The organism is Streptomyces sp. NPDC014995 (genome assembly GCF_043080745.1).
GTDB lineage: Bacteria > Actinomycetota > Actinomycetes > Streptomycetales > Streptomycetaceae > Streptomyces.
The window spans coordinates 249,106-264,111 of sequence record NZ_JBIBVX010000010.1 but is presented as its reverse complement, the minus strand read 5'-3'; the positions used below and the strand labels follow the sequence as shown (position 1 = coordinate 264,111).

Below are 15,006 nucleotides of genomic sequence, written 5' to 3'. Positions count from 1 at the left end.
CACCCCGGATGTCGAGCCTCGCCGGCCCGGCCGCGGTTCCGGACGGGTGTCCGGAACCGCGGCGTTCGCGTCTCAGCCGCTGCTCCCGGTGCTTTCACTCGTCTCGCTGATCTCGACGTGCCGGGGCTTTGCGACCTCGGCCTTGGGGACGGTGATGGTGAGCAGCCCATCCGACATCTGCGCATTGATCTTTTCGGTGTCGACCTCTCCGGGCAGCCGCAGCCGGTACTCGAAGGCTCCGGTGCGGCGGGTGCTCCGGCGCAGGACGCCTTTGCGTTCCTTCTCCTTGATCTCTCCGGTGACCACCAGCTCCTGGCCGTTCGCTTCGACGTCGATGTCCTTGCTCTTGACGCCGGGGAGTTCGATCTCGATGTGGAAGGCGTCGTCGGCCTCCGTGACATCCGCGAGGGGTGTCCACGCGACTGCGGGCGCCGCGCCTCCCACCGTGGATTCGATCAGTCCGCTCATCTCGCTGAGCAGTTGGTCGAACTCCGTCAGCGGATTGCGTGCCCAGCCAAGGGGCCTGTCCTGCACTGCGCCACCGCGGTGGCGCCGGACGGGCGTGGCCATTCCCATCGCCTCCTTCTCCTTCTCGTGATCTCGTCGCCCGCTGGGTGTCATGCGAGCCAAGCGGACTCCTTTGGACGGGTGTGCGGTGAGCTGTCGGTGGCGCCGGGCGTGGCCGTGTGGCCCAGGTAGCGGTGCACGAAGTGGATGCTCATCGCGCCTTCGCCGACGGCGGAGGCCACGCGTTTCACCGAGCCGCTGCGGACGTCGCCTGCGGCGAAGACGCCAGGCAGGCTGGTCTCCAACGTCAGGCAGTCGCGGCCCTGGCTCTGCCACAGTTCGGGGACGGAGCAGGCCTGCGCCTCCGCGCCGGTGAGCACGAAGCCACGCGCGTCGAGGGCGAGCGCGCCGGACAGCCACTCGGTGTGGGGGTCGGCGCCGGTGAAGACGAACAGGGCGCGCACCGTGAGGTGGCGATGCTCGCCTTTACGGTGGTCGACCACGGTGACCGCCTCCAGCACCTTGTCGCCGAGTGCCTCGGTCATCTCGGTGTGCAGCAGCACGCGCACCCGCGGGTGGCGCTCGACCTGATCGATCAGATAGCGGGACATGTGCGACTCGAGGTTCGGCCCACGGACGAGCAGATACACCTGCGGTGCGTAACCGGCCAGGAAGAGCACGGCCTGGCCTGCGGAGTTGCCTCCACCGACGACGGCCACCGGGTCGGTGCGGCACTGCTGGGCCTCGTAGACGGTCGCCGAGTAGTGGACGCTCGTTCCCTCCAGGCGTTCGATACCGGGCACCTGGAGGCGGCGGTAGCGAGCGCCGGTGGCCAGGACGACTGTGCGGGCGGTGACCTCGCTGCTGTCGGCGAACCCGACGGCGTAGTGCCCGTCCCGCGGTTCGACCTGAGCCGCCTCCGCCGGGACGCTGATCCTGGCGCCGAACTTGTCGGCCTGGAGCACAGCGCGTTCGGTGAGTTCGGCGCCGGAGATGCCGGAGGGGAAGCCGAGCAGATTCTCGATGCGGGACGACGTGGCGGCCTGGCCGCCGCTGGCCATGGCCTCGACCACGGTTGTGTCCAGGCCCTCCGAGGCGGCGTTCACCGCGGCGGCGAGACCAGCGGGTCCGGAGCCGATGATCAGGAGATCGCCGTGATGATTTCGGGCAGGCAGCGAGGGCAGGCCCATGAGCCGGGCCAGTTCCGCGTTGCTGGGGTTGCGCAGCAGAGTGGTGTCCCGCCAGATGACGAGCGGTGTCTCCGCCGGGCCGACGCCGAAGCGGCGCAGCAACTCGTCGGCCTCCTCGTCGGTCTCCAGATCGATCCAGCGGTGCGGCAGCCGGTTGCGGGCGGCGAACTCGCGCAGCCGCCGGGTATCGGGCGAATAGCGCGAGCCGATGATGCGGAAACCGGCGCCCTGCCCGACGAGCAAAGCGCGCCGGCCCAGGCAGGCGCGCAGAACCACATCGCCAAGGACGGAGTCCCGGGTCACCAGGTCACGCAGCTGATCCATGGACAGGGCGAGGACCTCACCGGGGTCCCTGATCACGGCGGTGTAGAGGGCCACCTGCCCGTTCAGGAGACCGAGTTCCCCGATGAAGCGGCCGGGGCCGTGCACACGCAGCAGGTGTTCACCGGTCGTGCCGTAGCCCTCGACGATGGCGACCGAACCACTGAGGACGACGTAGAACGTCTCGCACGGCTCCCCCTCCCGGATCAGCACATCACCGGCGTCAACAGCGCGCCGCCGACCGTGCTGCGCCAAACGGGCCATCTGGTCATCCGGCAGGCGGGGATAGGCGCCGTAGATGTCAGCGGTCTCGAAGGGGACGCTCTCCTCCGCCTCGGCCGGCACAGGCGCTGCGCCCGGCCGCGTCTCGTCGCCGGCCATCACACGAACGCCTCGTGGGCGAAGCACCACCGCCAGTCCTCGCCGGGCTCCAGCGACGCCACGATCGGGTGGCCGTCGGCGGCGGCGTGACGGCGCGCGTGCCGGTTCGGCGAGGAATCGCAGCAGCCGACGTGGCCGCAGGTCAGGCAGAGCCTGAGGTGGACCCACGGGGAGCCGAGCAGCAGACACTCTTGACACCCTTCGGGCGTCAGTGGCTGGACCGGCCGGACAAGCGCGAGGTGGGGGTCGGTTCGTACGGTCATGGCTGATCATCCTTTCCCGGCCGGTTCGCGTCCCGCGATCGACTGCTCCACCCACCGCTGCAGGGCAGGGGCAGGTGCGGCACCCGCCTGCCGTGCGATGGTCTGTCCTTTGTCGAGGACCAACAGCGTCGGTACCGCCTGGACCTCGAACCGCTGCGCCAGCCGCGGGTTCTTGTCGATGTCGACCTTGACCAGCTTGATCTTTCCCGCGAGATCGGCGGCGACCTTCTCCAGCGCGGGGCTCACCATGCGGCAGGGGCCGCACCAGGTGGCCCACAGGTCGACGACGACGGGCACGGTGGCCTGCTCGACGACCTCGGTGAAGTCGTCGTCGCCCGCGTCGGCCATCCACGGCAGCGGCTGTTTGCAGTTGCCGCACGTGGGGCGGCCCTCGGCGGCCACGGGTACCCGGTTGGTGCGCCCGCAGTGCGGGCAGGTGATGTTGGTGGCCTGCACGGTGCTCATGCCGCCCTCGCTCCCTTCTCGTCCTCGGGCTGGTCGTAGGTGACCACCAGCTCGCCGTGCTCGGCGTCGACGCGGACCTTCGCGCCGTCCTGTACGTCGCCGCGCAGCAGGGCGCGCCCGACCAGCGTCTCGACCTCGTGGGAGATGTAACGCCGCAGCGGCCGGGCGCCGTACACCGGGTCGTAGCCCTGGTGGGCGATCAACTCTCGGGCTGTTTCGGTGAGTTCAACGGTGATGCGACGCTCGGCGAGGCGGCGTCGCAGCTCGTCGAACTGCAGCTCCACGATCCGCTCGATCTGCCGCTCGCCGAGCGGCTTGAACAGTACGATGTCGTCGACGCGGTTGAGGAACTCCGGGCGGAAGTGCCCGCGCAGCTCACCCATCACCAGGGCGCGGGCGTCCGGCTTGATCTCACCCTCCGCGGTGGCGCCGTCGAGGAGGTGCTCGGAGCCGATGTTGGACGTCATGATGATCACGCTGTTGCGGAAGTCGACGGTGCGGCCCTGGGCGTCGGTGATGCGGCCGTCGTCGAGGATCTGCAGCAGGGTGTTGAAGACGTCGGTGTGCGCCTTCTCGATCTCGTCGAACAGCACCACCGAGTACGGCTTGCGGCGTACGGCCTCGGTGAGCTGTCCGCCTTCCTCGTAGCCGACGTACCCGGGCGGGGCCCCCATCAGCCGGCTGACGGTGTGCCGCTCCTGGTACTCGCTCATGTCGAGGCGGACCATGTTCTCCTCGGAGTCGAACAGAGCCCGGGCGAGGGTCTTGGCCAGCTCGGTCTTCCCGACGCCGGTGGGGCCGAGGAAGATGAACGAGCCGATGGGGCGGCGAGGGTCGCGGATACCGGAGCGGGCGCGGATGATGGCGTCGGCGACGAGCTGAACGGCCTCGTCCTGGCCGATGACGCGCTCGCGCAGGATCTCGTCGAGGCGCAGCAGCTTCTCACGTTCGCCCTCCTGGAGGCGGGCGACGGGAACGCCGGTCCAGGCGGCGACGATCTCGGCGATCTCCTCCTCGGTGACGACCTCGCGCAGCAGCCGGTTCTCCCCTTGCTTCGCGGCCAGTTGCTCCTCCTCTGCGGCAAGCCGGCGCTCCAGATCCTGGAGGCGGCCGTAGCGCAGTTCGGCGGCGCGGTTGAGGTCGTAGGCGCGTTCTGCCTCCTCCGCCTCGTGGCGGACCTGCTCCAGTTCCTGGCGCAGCTCCTGCACGCGGCGGATCGCCTGCCGTTCGGCCTCCCACTGGGCGTGTTTGGCGTCGGCCTCGCCGCGCAGGTCGGCCAGTTCCCTGCGCAGCTCCTCCAGGCGGGTTTTGCTCGCGGGGTCGGTCTCCTTGGAGAGGGCGGCCTCCTCGATCTCCAGGCGGGTGACGCGGCGGGTGATCTCGTCGAGTTCGGCGGGCATCGAGTCGATCTCGGTACGCAGCCGGGCGCAGGCTTCGTCGACGAGGTCGATGGCCTTGTCGGGCAGGAACCGATCGGTGATGTAGCGGTGGCTGAGGGTGGCCGCGGATACCAGCGCGGTGTCCTGGATTTTCACGCCGTGGAAGATCTCCAGGCGTTCGCGCAGTCCGCGCAGGATGGAGATGGTGTCCTCCACGCTCGGCTCGTCGACCAGGACCTGCTGGAAGCGGCGTTCGAGGGCGGCGTCCTTCTCGATGTGCTTGCGGTACTCGTCGAGGGTGGTGGCACCGATCATGTGGAGTTCGCCGCGGGCGAGCATCGGCTTGAGCATGTTGCCCGCGTCCATGGCTCCTTCGGCGGCGCCCGCGCCGACGACGGTGTGGAGTTCGTCGACGAAGAGCAGGATGTGCCCCTGGGCGGCCTTCACCTCGGACAGCACGGCCTTGAGGCGTTCCTCGAACTCACCCCGGTACTTTGCCCCGGCCACCAGGGAGCCCATGTCGAGTGCGAACACGGTCTTGTCGCGCAGTCCTTCGGGCACGTCGCCGCGGACGATGCGCTGGGCGAGGCCCTCGACGATGGCGGTCTTGCCGACGCCGGGGTCGCCGATGAGGACCGGGTTGTTCTTGGTCTTGCGGCTGAGGATCTGGGTGACGCGGCGGATCTCGGCGTCCCGGCCGATGACCGGGTCGAGTTTGCCGTCCCTGGCCTCGGCGACCAGGTCGCGGCCGTACTTCTCCAGGGCCTCGTACGCCACTTCGGGGTTGGCCGAGGTCACGCGCTGGTTGCCGCGGATCTGGGTGAGCGCGCTCAGGAACGAGTCCCGGGTGATGCCGTGCTCCTTGAGAAGCCGTCCGGCGGCGGTGGACGAGCCCTCCTCGGCCAGGGCGAGCAGGAGGTGCTCCACGGAGACGTACTCGTCCTTGAGTCGTTTGGCCTCCCGCTCAGCCGCGTCGAGCAGCCGGGACAGGCGCTGGGTGACGAACACCTGGCCCGGCGCAGCACCCGGGCCGGTCACCTTGGGCCGGCGGGAAAGCTCTTCCCGCACAGCCGCACTGAGCTCCCCGGGCTCCCTGCCCGCCTGTTGCAGCAGCCGGGGGATCAGGCCGTCCTCCTGGTCGAGGAGCGCGAGCAGCAGGTGCTCACCGTCTACCTCGGTCTGGCCCATGCGGACGGCGGCGGTCTGCGCCTCCTGGAGGGCTTCCTGTGACTTCTGGGTGAGACGGTTCATGTCCATGGGGGTGAGTCACTCCTCCTGCCGCGGTCGCGCAGTGCGGCTTCGAGCAGGCTGATGCGGTCGAGCAGGTCGAGCACCAGACCGATGGATGCGTAGTTGAGGCAGAGTCCGGAGCGCAGCCGCTGGACGCGGGCGAGGACCGCCGGGGCCGCGGGGTCGAACACGAGGTGCCCCGCGGCGTCGCGTTCGGCGTCGACCAGTCCGAGGGCGACGAACCGGCGGACCATGTCGGGATGGAGGCCCGAGCGGCGGGCCACGGTGTCCAGGGAGAGCCTGGGGGCGGGGACGAGCGCGTACCGCACGGCCGTTGACCCGGCGCTCGTCCGTGCGGGACGCCCGCCCGCGTCGGCCCGGGCGGTCCGACCGCCGGTCGCCGCCCATGAGGGTCGGTCGCTCATCACGTCCTCCTGGGGTCGTACGAAGAGGTGGCGGCGAGCTCCTCGAACAGCTCGCGCTCCCGGTCGCCGAGGGCGGGCGGCACCATGACACGGAGTTCGGCGTACAGGTCACCGCTCGCGCCACGCGGGTTCGGCATGCCCTCGCCGCGCAGCCGCAGTCGCCGGCCGCTGGACGAGCCCGCGGGCACCGTGACCTTGGCCGTGCCGCCGCCGGGGGTGGGCACCGGCACGGTCGCACCCAGGGCCGCCTCCCAGGGGGTGACGGGGACCTGTACGTGGACGTCGCGGCCGTCCAGCCGGAACCGGGGGTGGGGCTGGATACGCGCCCGCAGGTACAGGTCGCCCGCGGGCGCGTCACCACTGCCCCGGCCGCCCTCGCCCGCCAGACGGATGCGCTGCCCATCGGTGACGCCGGGCGGTACGTCGACCTCGTACCGCCGCGGCTGCCCGGTGGGACCGGCGAGCGTGAGGGTGCGGCGGCCGCCCCTGTACGCCTCCTCGACGGTGAGCGGCAGCTCGGCCTCCTGGTCGGCCCCTGGTACACCGCCGGGGGCGGCGCCTGCTCCGAAGAGCGAGCCGAGCAGGTCCTCGATGTCGACGCCCTCCGCTGCGAAGTCGTCGCCGAAGCCGGTGTACCGGACGCGGGGGCCGCCCGCACCAGCGGTCCTCCGAGCGCGGAAGCCGCCGCCCGCTCCGGCCGCGACCCGTTCGTCGAAGTCCTCGGGGATCTTGCGGAAGTCCTCACCGAAGCGGTCGTAACGGGCCCGTGTCTTGGGGTCCGAAAGGACGCTGTACGCCTCGTTGAGGTCCTTGAAGCGTTCCTCCGCCCCCGGGTCCTTGTTGACGTCCGGGTGGTACTTGCGGGCGAGTTGGCGATATGCCTGCTGGATCTCGTCCTGGCTCGAGGTCCGTGACACGCCCAGCACCTCGTAGAAGTCCCGTGTCATGACCGGTCACTCCCGCTTCGCGACAGTCACGGCGACGGGCCTGAGCTGCCGTTCCCCGTCCCCGTAGCCCGGGCGCAGCACCTCGACGACCGTGCCCGGTGGGGCGTCGGGGTCCTGGACGACGCCGACCACCTCGTGCCGGGCGGGGTCGAAAGCGACGCCGGTTTCCGCGTGCCTCGGGTAGCCGAGCAGTTCGAGGACGTTCACCGCCTGGTCTCGGACCGCCCGGACGCCCTCCACGATCGCGCCGGGGTCGGATCCCGCATGGGTCAGGGCGAGTTCGAGGTTGTCCAGGACGGGCAGGAAGGCGGCGGCCGTGCGGGACCGCTCGGCCGTCCGCTCCCGCTCCAGTTCCCTGGTGTGGCGCTTGCGGAGGTTGTCGAGGTCGGCGAGCGCGCGCCGCCAGCGGTCCTCGAGTTCCTTGAGCTCGGCCGTGGGCTCGTCCTCGGACGGTGCGGGGCCGCCGGCCGCGTCGGGGCCGGGTTCCTCGTCCGTGTCAGACCCCGGCCCGGTCGGCGGGCCCGAGCGCGGAAGATCCCCTCGGGGAGGGCGTACGGCGCCCTCCGGAGTCGGGTCGGCCGGGTCCGGCACGGCCGGGTCGGATTCCCTGGGGTGGATCGGCATGGCGGTTCCTCAGTCCTTGTCGAACTCGGCATCGATGACGTCGTCGTCACCGCCACCGCCGCTCGGGCCGCCACCGGTCGCACCACCCCCGGTGGCGTCCTGGCCGGGACCGCCCGTGGTGGCGCCGGCCTGATGCGCCGTCAGCCCCGCCAGCACCTGCTGGAGTTCGGAGGTCAGGGGCCGCACCCGCTCCACGCCTGCCTCCTCCTTGACCGCCGCCCGGGCATCCGACACCAGCATCTCGGCGCGTGACTTCTCGTGCGCGGGTGCGGCGTCGCCGAGCTCGGCGAGGCGCTTTTCGACCTGGTATGCGACGGCGTCGAGCTCGTTGCGGGCGTCGACGGCCTCGCGCAGGGCCTTGTCCTCGCCCTGGTTGCGCTCGGCCTCCTGGACCATGCGCTCGACCTCGCTCCGGTCGAGGTTGGAGCTCTCGGTGATGGTGATGCCCTGTTCCTTGCCGGTGTCCCGGTCTCGGGCCTTGACGTTGAGAATGCCGTTGGCGTCGATGTCGAAGGTGACCTCGATCTGCGCTTCGCCGCGCGGCGCCGGGCGTATGTCGGTGAGCTGGAAGCGGCCGAGCACCCGGTTGTCGGCGGCCCGTTCGCGCTCGCCCTGCAGGACGACGATGTCGACGGCGGGCTGGTTGTCCTCGGCGGTGGAGAAGGTCTCGGTGCGGCGCACGGGGATGGTGGTGTTCCGCTCGATGATCTTCGTCATCACGCCGCCGCGTGTCTCGACACCCAAAGACAGAGGCGTGACGTCGAGCAGCAGGACGTCCTTGACCTCGCCCTTCAGCACCCCGGCCTGGATCGCGGCACCCAGGGCCACGACCTCGTCGGGGTTGACGCTCATGTTGGGTTCCTTGCCGCCGGTCAGCCGGCGCACGAGGGCCTGGACGGCGGGGATACGGGTGGAACCCCCGACGAGGATGACCTCGTCGATGTCGCTCTCGCCCACCTTGGCGTCGGCCATGGCCTGCTGGACCGGCCCCAGGCACCGCTCCACGAGGTCGCTGGTGATCTGCTCGAACGTGGACCGCATGACCGAGTCGGTGAGGTGCTTGGGCCCCGAGGCATCGGCCGTGATGAACGGCAGGCTGACCTGTGTCTGCGTCACCGAGCTCAGCTCGGTCTTGGCCTTCTCCGCCGCTTCGAACAGGCGTTGCAGGGCCTGCGGATCCTTGCGGAGATCGATGCCGTTCTCCTTCTGGAAGTCGTCCGCGAGGTAATCCACCAGACGCCGGTCGAAGTCGTCACCGCCCAGGTGGCTGTCGCCCGCCGTGGAACGCACCTCCACCACGCCGTCGCCCACGTCGAGGATGCTCACATCGAACGTGCCGCCGCCGAGGTCGAAGACCAGCACCGTCTCGTGCTGCTTCTTGTCCATGCCGTAGGCCAGGGCGGCGGCGGTCGGCTCGTTGATGATCCGCAGCACTTCCAGTCCCGCGATCCGCCCGGCGTCCTTGGTGGCGGTGCGCTGGGCGTCGTTGAAGTAGGCGGGCACGGTGATGACCGCCTCCGTGACCCGTTCCCCGAGCTGCTTGGACGCGTCGTCGGCAAGTTTGCGCAGCACCTGGGCGCTGATCTCCTCGGGCGCATGGAGCTTGTCGCGCACCTTGAAGCGGGCGACGCCGCCCGGGCCCTCGACGACGTCGTACGCCACCGCTCTGGCCTCGTCCGGGATCTCGTCGAAGTGCCGGCCGATGAACCGCTTGGCCGAGTAGATGGTGCCCTTGGGATTGAGGATCGCCTGGCGCCGGGCCAGTTGGCCCACCAGCCGTTCCCCGGTGTCGGTGAAGGCCACCACGGACGGCGTCGTACGGTTGCCCTCGGTGTTGGGCACGACGGAAGCTTCGCCGCCCTCCCACACGGCGATCACCGAGTTCGTGGTGCCCAGGTCGATGCCCACTGCCTTGGCCATGAGGAACTCCTCCCGTGCGGCGGCAAGCGCCGGCACTGCGGATCCGATCGTTCAGGTAGGGGCGGGACGTCCACCGGCACCGGCGGTCCGCAACCCGCCGAGCAGCCGTACCGCCTCGTCGGCGACCGCTTCGTCCACGACGACGTCGTACCGGCTGGGCTGCATCGAGCGGACGGAGGCGAAGTCCCGTCGGCCGCCCTGCAGGGCGTACAGCAGCAGGCCGAACAGCGCGCCCACGATCGCTCCGAAAATCAGGCCATAGAGGGCGACGAGCAGGGCGGATACGAGCGGGTCCACCCAGTCGACCAGGCCGAAGAGCCAGCCGATCAGCGCTCCGGGAAGGGCCCCGCTCGCCGCTCCGTGCAGGGCGGCCCTGCCGTAGTCCATACGGCCGACGACCTGCTCGACGAGCCTGACGTCCTGTCCGATGATGGCCACCCGCTGTACGGGAAACCCCTGGTCCGAGAGGTGGTCGACGGCACGTTCGGCTTCCTGGTACGTCTCGTACGTGGCAACGGGCCTACGAGGCTGCTCGCTCATCGCCCAGTCCTTCCTGCCCGTGTGCACGGCGGCCCCGGCACGCCCCCAGACTCGCGAACCGAGCAGCTCTGCGCCTGCGCCCGGCAGGTCAAAGAACAACGGAGCCCGTCCCCCCGCGAGCACGAGAGCGGACACGCCGGACATCTCGGGTACCTTGGTCGGGGAAGGCGTAGAGGAAGAGGCGCTGTCACCTCTCTGGGGGCTCAGGGAAGGGAGTAATCCCATGGCCGGCTCCAGGGGCCGGAGCGTGTACCGACGCCGCCCGGACCGGGAAGGCGGCCTTCCGCCGGGCCGTCTGGGACAGCACCCCACGATCTCGCGGCGCGGGTCTCGCCCGCCCCTTTCCACCCTGGCATCCCACAATTGGCCGGCAGTCTCTCGCGCTCTGTTCGACACTCGGGACGAAAGCGAGATCGTGCGCCTGGCCATGAACCACGTGTCGGCTGTCGGCCCGTACAGAGCCGAGGCCGGCTACCTCAGGGTGCACGGCCATATGGTGCCCAGCCCGCAGGTCGGGCCGGGTCATGCGTCGGTCGTCGACCGGACGGTGCGAGAGCTGACAGGGCGGGACGTCCCCGTAACCGTTCCCGGCCGGTCCAGGGGCAGGGCCTTCGCCCTGCACGGACCCGGTGGACTGCACGGCTACCTCGTGGTGACGTCTCGGTCCCGGCCCACCGAAGCCCAGCACGTCCTGCTCGCCACGCTCGTACGCCTCACCGCCGCGGCCCTCTCCGTCGCCGTCGCGCACCGCCGCCAGCGGGAAGACGCCCTGGAGCTGCACCGACTGCGACGGGAACGGGCAGCCTTCCAGCGGCGGCTGATCTCTCTCGTGGTCGAGCTGGGATATCAGCGGGCCGTGCACGAGGCCCTCGCAGAGGTCGCGGCCTCGGGCGGCGGCGAGGAGGCCATCACCAGCGCACTGCATGAGCTCACCGGATTTCCCGTGCTGGTGGAGGACCGCTTCGGACGACTGCGGTCCTGGACCGGTCCCGGCCGGCCCGACCCCTATCCGGAACCGGACCCCGCACGTCATGAGGAGATGCTCCAGGGGGTCGCCCGGAGAGGCGGGTCCGTGCGCATCAACGACCGGCTGATTTCCCTGGTACGCCCCCGCGGTGAGGTCCTCGGAGTACTGGCCCTGGTCGATCCCGAGGACGACGCCGACGATTACACCGTGTTCGCGCTGGAGCACGCCGCCACGTCACTCGCCGTGGAACTGTCGCACCTGCGCCGTCTGGCGGAGGTCGAGCTGCGACTGCGCCGCGAACTGGTCGACGATCTCCTGGGGGGCACGGACGAGGCGAGCGCCTACGCCCGGTCCGAGGCGTTCGGACACGACCTGCACCGCATCCAGTACGTGGTCGTCGTGCAGTGGAGGAACCAGGTCGCGGACGACGCTTTCGCGCGGACCGTGGGCCGGGCGGCTTCGGCCGTGGGCATGCCGTCGCTGGTGACTCGGCGTTCCGACCACGTGGTCCTGGTCGCCGAGGGCAGCCCCCACGACCACGCCTTGTACGAGACGATCGCCCGGGAGACCGGAACACCGGACGGGACGATCGGGGTGAGTGCCCGCTGCGACACCCCGGACGGTATCCCCGGCCGCTACCAGGAAGCACTGCGCGCCCTGGAGGTACGCCGCCGGTCCCGAAGGCGATACGGCACGACGTTCTTCGACGATCTGGGCCTCTACCGCATCCTGGGGCCTGGAAACGAATACCAGGAGCTGGAGGCGTTCGTTCGGGAATGGCTCGGACCCCTCGTCGACTACGACGGCCGGCACCGTACGGCTCTCGTGGAGACCCTGTCCCGGTACTTCGACTGCGGTGGCAACTACGCCGAGACCGCCGAATCCCTGGCGATCCACCGCAGCACGCTGCGCTACCGGCTCCAGCGCATCCGTGAGATCAGCGGCCATGACCTCACGAGCGTGGAGGACCGCCTCAACCTGCAGGTCGCCACCCGGGTGTGGAAGATCATGCTGGGCGGACCGGGTTGAGGAGCCCACGCACCGCGGGCCGCTCCACTGTCCCCATCGCCGTAGGAGCAGGCTGGCCCTCCGCCGAAGGCTCGTCAGCTATCACCAGACGGTCGGCAGCGGCTCGAATGCGACCTTGCCGTATACACACTGCGAAATATCCCGCTCCGAGCGGTTACTCCGCGCCGCGGAACTCGAGTAGCTGCAGGGATTGCGATCACAGCGGGGGTTGAGCATGCGGGGCCGGTTCCGTCGGCCGCCACCGAAAGGCCCGCCGCCCCGGTTTCCAGGGAAACCTCATCGTCTGGTCGAGAACGATCCCACTGTGGTGGGGTCGGCGAGACCCAGTTCGGCTGAGTCATGGCCGGTGATGCCCGCCCCAGTAACCCAGGTCATGGCGGGTTGGCGCGCTCGTCGGCACAGCCAGGCACCAATTCAACTCGCGGACCGATCACGCCGAGCGCTCGCGCCGCTCATGTTCATGCGCCACGTCAGCATCCGCCTGCTGACCCCGAACCGGAACATCGCTGCCTCAGGGCTGAGCGCGCTTCTGGCGATCGACCACGCAGCTTCATTCGTGATCAATAGGCTGCCGGCCAGCCAGTCCGCTTCTTCTTCGATGTCCCCGTCCCAGTGCCTGCAGCCGCGCACATCGAGCGCCGGGCCGGGTGGATGGATCAGGAGGGCATGGGCGATCTCATGGCTGGCCGAGCTGTTCTGCCGCCCCATGTCGTGCGAGTCGTTCACCCAGATCTGTCGCCGGGAACCAGCGTGCACGGTGAGAGCACTCACGGCTTCCCGTTCGGTAGTGAGAAGTCGCTCAATGCGAGGGTCATCCGCTATGGCCGAGCTGAACATCCGGACAGGGATCATCAAATGCTTGGCAAGCCGCGAAGGCGCGAGCGGTGAGGCGGGGCCGAGCCCCAACTCTCTGCGCATCTGCACTGCCAGGCGGTTGGCTTCAGCCTTGAAGCCATGACGCAACGCCATAGGGAGCTCCCCTACTCTGGCCGATCAGACACCAACTGCTTGTAGGCAACGGTGATCAGAGCTTCGAGGGCCTCCGCAGCCTCGGGCGTGAGATTTCGGTCGCCCCGCAGGTGCGTAGCCACCTTTGTCAGAGTGTCCGGGCTGCGCGGCTCGTCGCTCCGGCGGACAAAGTCATCCGCGCTCAGATTCGCCCACGTGACGAGGGCCGCGAGCCCGTCGACATCGGGTCGTCGCCCCTGCGCCAACCGCGTCAACGTCGAAGCGCTCACGCCAGCCTGCTGAGCCACGTCCTTCCAGAGAAGCCCGCGGTCCTGACGCGTGCGATCCAGGGCCGTGTGAAACGCGACCGCGTCAAACCGTCCTGCAGCGTTCCGCTCGCTCACGATCTCCTCCCTTCGACCCCATCCTTGCATATCAGGAAACGCTTGCGAAAGTCGAAGCGCACCCCTTACCCTCCAGATTGCAAGATCGGAATCAATGCCGATCTCGCAAGCGAACGGATGGTCCGACACGAAGGGTGGTGGAGGCGTGGCCACGAACACCGGCAAAGGCTCCCGTCGTGGCAGCGTCTCTCAGCGGAGCCAGGTCTGGAATTCACAGACGTGCAAATGGACGAAGCGGGGCGAGAACGGCAGGTTCACGGACGGCAAGACAGGCGGCCGGCCGTGCAAGGGCGTCCGCCGCGAGAGGTAGCACGCCAAGTACAGGGGCGTGAGTCGCAACTCGCGTCTTCCGCCAGCCGCATACCGGAGGTACCGATGGCTAGTAACAACTCCCTGGCGTCACTTCTCGACGAAGGACGCCGCAAGATCCAGGTAACCGCCGAGGAAGTCGACGAGGCGAGGCGCCGCCGCCGACTCCTGGCTGCGTCTGCGCGCCGGGCGTTCCCCGGCTCGACCACGTATTTCAACGGGAGCGTCGCACACGGCGACGCCAACACGCCCCTCACCGACGTCGACCTGGGCGTCGTGCTCAGCAAGACGGACGCCAAGCCGTACGGCCCGGGCAAGAAGAGCGCCCTGTCCCTGATGGAGAAAGTGCGCCATGTGGTGCACGAGGATCTCGACGACGAGTTCCCGAAACTCACCATCGAAGTCGCCGGCCGGCGCCGCGCCGTCCTCGTGCGCTTCGGCGACCCGGTGACGTACGGACAGCCAGACTTCACGGCGGACATCATGACCGCGATCCCGCATCCTTCCGGCTGCGGGCTGTACATCCCGAACACGAAAATCGCGGACCAGTGGGACCGTGCTGACCCGGTCACCCACACCCGGATGGTGCTCGAAGCGATTGCCGGCACGAAGGTCGCGTTCGCTCGTACAGTCCGGCTGCTCAAGCACTGGAACGCGAAGCACAGCAAGCCCATGTGCTCCTGGAACATCAAGGCGCTTGCGCTAGGGTGCCTCGACCAGCCGATGCCACTCATCGACGCACTCCGGATCTTCTTCACCTACGCGGCGGACGAGATCGACAAGGGACCGACGCCAGACCCGGCCGGTGTGGCCGGCGCCATTCCTCTGAACATGCCGCGCCGCGAGGTACACAAGCGGCTGTGCGCTGCCCGCGACTACATCGACCTCGCGATCGAGCATGAGAGGGACGGACGCCCACTCAGCGCTCAGCACGCCCTGCATCAGGTCCTCCCGGACCTCATCCCGGACGCGGACCCCACGGAGGAAGAGGCCGCTCGTCTCCCCATGGCCGTAGGCGCGGGCGGGACGGCCGCCACTGGTCTGGGCCTCGCCGTCGGACTCGTCACTCCGACCCGCGCCTGGGGAATCTGACGCCGTGCCGGTCTGGTACGGGGTCCAGCCTGCCTGGTGGGCCCCGCTCGAACGAGACGCCCGCC

The 15,006-nt window shown here is 69.5% G+C and carries 14 protein-coding genes; 2 read left to right on the top strand and 12 right to left on the bottom strand.

Going from position 1 to position 15,006, the window contains the following annotated elements; all coding sequences use genetic code 11:
* Window positions 1-72 precede the first annotated feature (72 nt).
* From ACF1A1_RS21675 to ACF1A1_RS21630, 10 genes are read right to left on the bottom strand one after another with little or no spacing between them, the layout of a single operon-like run.
* The gene (locus tag ACF1A1_RS21675; protein ID WP_392001921.1) at window positions 73-570 is read right to left on the bottom strand and encodes an Hsp20/alpha crystallin family protein; all 498 of its coding nucleotides are present in this window, start codon (window positions 568-570) and stop codon (window positions 73-75) included.
* 47 nt (window positions 571-617) lie between these two features.
* Window positions 618-2,399 carry an FAD-dependent oxidoreductase gene (locus ACF1A1_RS21670; RefSeq protein WP_392001920.1) on the bottom strand — a complete coding sequence of 594 codons (1,782 nt, stop codon included), beginning with the start codon at window positions 2,397-2,399 and terminating at the stop codon, window positions 618-620.
* Complete coding sequence (locus tag ACF1A1_RS21665) at window positions 2,399-2,662, bottom strand: UBP-type zinc finger domain-containing protein (protein ID WP_359636245.1); 264 nt, start codon at window positions 2,660-2,662, stop codon at window positions 2,399-2,401. Before ACF1A1_RS21665 ends, ACF1A1_RS21670 begins: the two co-directional genes overlap by 1 nt.
* Window positions 2,663-2,668: 6 nt before the next feature.
* On the bottom strand, window positions 2,669-3,127 hold the full coding sequence (trxA, locus tag ACF1A1_RS21660; RefSeq protein ID WP_392001919.1) for a thioredoxin: 459 nt from the start codon (window positions 3,125-3,127) through the stop codon (window positions 2,669-2,671).
* Window positions 3,124-5,763, bottom strand: coding sequence for an ATP-dependent chaperone ClpB (gene clpB / locus ACF1A1_RS21655; RefSeq protein WP_392001918.1), 2,640 nt, complete (start codon window positions 5,761-5,763; stop codon window positions 3,124-3,126). The genes trxA and clpB overlap by 4 nt, the downstream gene beginning before the upstream one ends.
* A complete protein-coding gene (locus ACF1A1_RS21650; protein ID WP_392001916.1) occupies window positions 5,754-6,161 on the bottom strand; it encodes a chaperone modulator CbpM in 408 nt (135 codons plus the stop codon). Before ACF1A1_RS21650 ends, clpB begins: the two co-directional genes overlap by 10 nt.
* Window positions 6,161-7,108: a DnaJ C-terminal domain-containing protein gene (locus tag ACF1A1_RS21645; RefSeq protein WP_392001915.1), complete on the bottom strand. Its 948-nt coding sequence runs from the start codon at window positions 7,106-7,108 to the stop codon at window positions 6,161-6,163. Before ACF1A1_RS21645 ends, ACF1A1_RS21650 begins: the two co-directional genes overlap by 1 nt.
* Before the next feature lie 6 nt (window positions 7,109-7,114).
* Window positions 7,115-7,732: a nucleotide exchange factor GrpE gene (grpE, locus tag ACF1A1_RS21640; RefSeq protein ID WP_392001914.1), complete on the bottom strand. Its 618-nt coding sequence runs from the start codon at window positions 7,730-7,732 to the stop codon at window positions 7,115-7,117.
* A gap of 9 nt (window positions 7,733-7,741) precedes the next feature.
* Window positions 7,742-9,652: a molecular chaperone DnaK gene (gene dnaK / locus ACF1A1_RS21635; RefSeq protein WP_392001912.1), complete on the bottom strand. Its 1,911-nt coding sequence runs from the start codon at window positions 9,650-9,652 to the stop codon at window positions 7,742-7,744.
* A gap of 51 nt (window positions 9,653-9,703) precedes the next feature.
* Window positions 9,704-10,192 (bottom strand): general stress protein, encoded by a 489-nt coding sequence (locus ACF1A1_RS21630; protein WP_298552286.1) that lies wholly within the window; start codon window positions 10,190-10,192, stop codon window positions 9,704-9,706.
* Window positions 10,193-10,415: 223 nt separating this feature from the next.
* On the opposite strand from ACF1A1_RS21630, the gene ACF1A1_RS21625 reads away from it, so the two are divergent.
* Complete coding sequence (locus ACF1A1_RS21625; RefSeq protein WP_392001910.1) at window positions 10,416-12,188, top strand: PucR family transcriptional regulator; 1,773 nt, start codon at window positions 10,416-10,418, stop codon at window positions 12,186-12,188.
* Window positions 12,189-12,602: 414 nt separating this feature from the next.
* Here ACF1A1_RS21625 and ACF1A1_RS21620 read toward each other — a convergent pair whose 3' ends face one another.
* Window positions 12,603-13,157: an ImmA/IrrE family metallo-endopeptidase gene (locus ACF1A1_RS21620; protein WP_392001909.1), complete on the bottom strand. Its 555-nt coding sequence runs from the start codon at window positions 13,155-13,157 to the stop codon at window positions 12,603-12,605.
* 11 nt (window positions 13,158-13,168) lie between these two features.
* Window positions 13,169-13,540, bottom strand: a complete 372-nt coding sequence (locus ACF1A1_RS21615; RefSeq protein ID WP_359636231.1) for a helix-turn-helix domain-containing protein — start codon at window positions 13,538-13,540, stop codon at window positions 13,169-13,171.
* 375 nt (window positions 13,541-13,915) lie between these two features.
* Between ACF1A1_RS21615 and ACF1A1_RS21610 the strand changes: the two genes are divergently transcribed.
* Window positions 13,916-14,941 carry a hypothetical protein gene (locus tag ACF1A1_RS21610; protein WP_392001907.1) on the top strand — a complete coding sequence of 342 codons (1,026 nt, stop codon included), beginning with the start codon at window positions 13,916-13,918 and terminating at the stop codon, window positions 14,939-14,941.
* The last annotated feature ends 65 nt before the right edge of the window (window positions 14,942-15,006 follow it).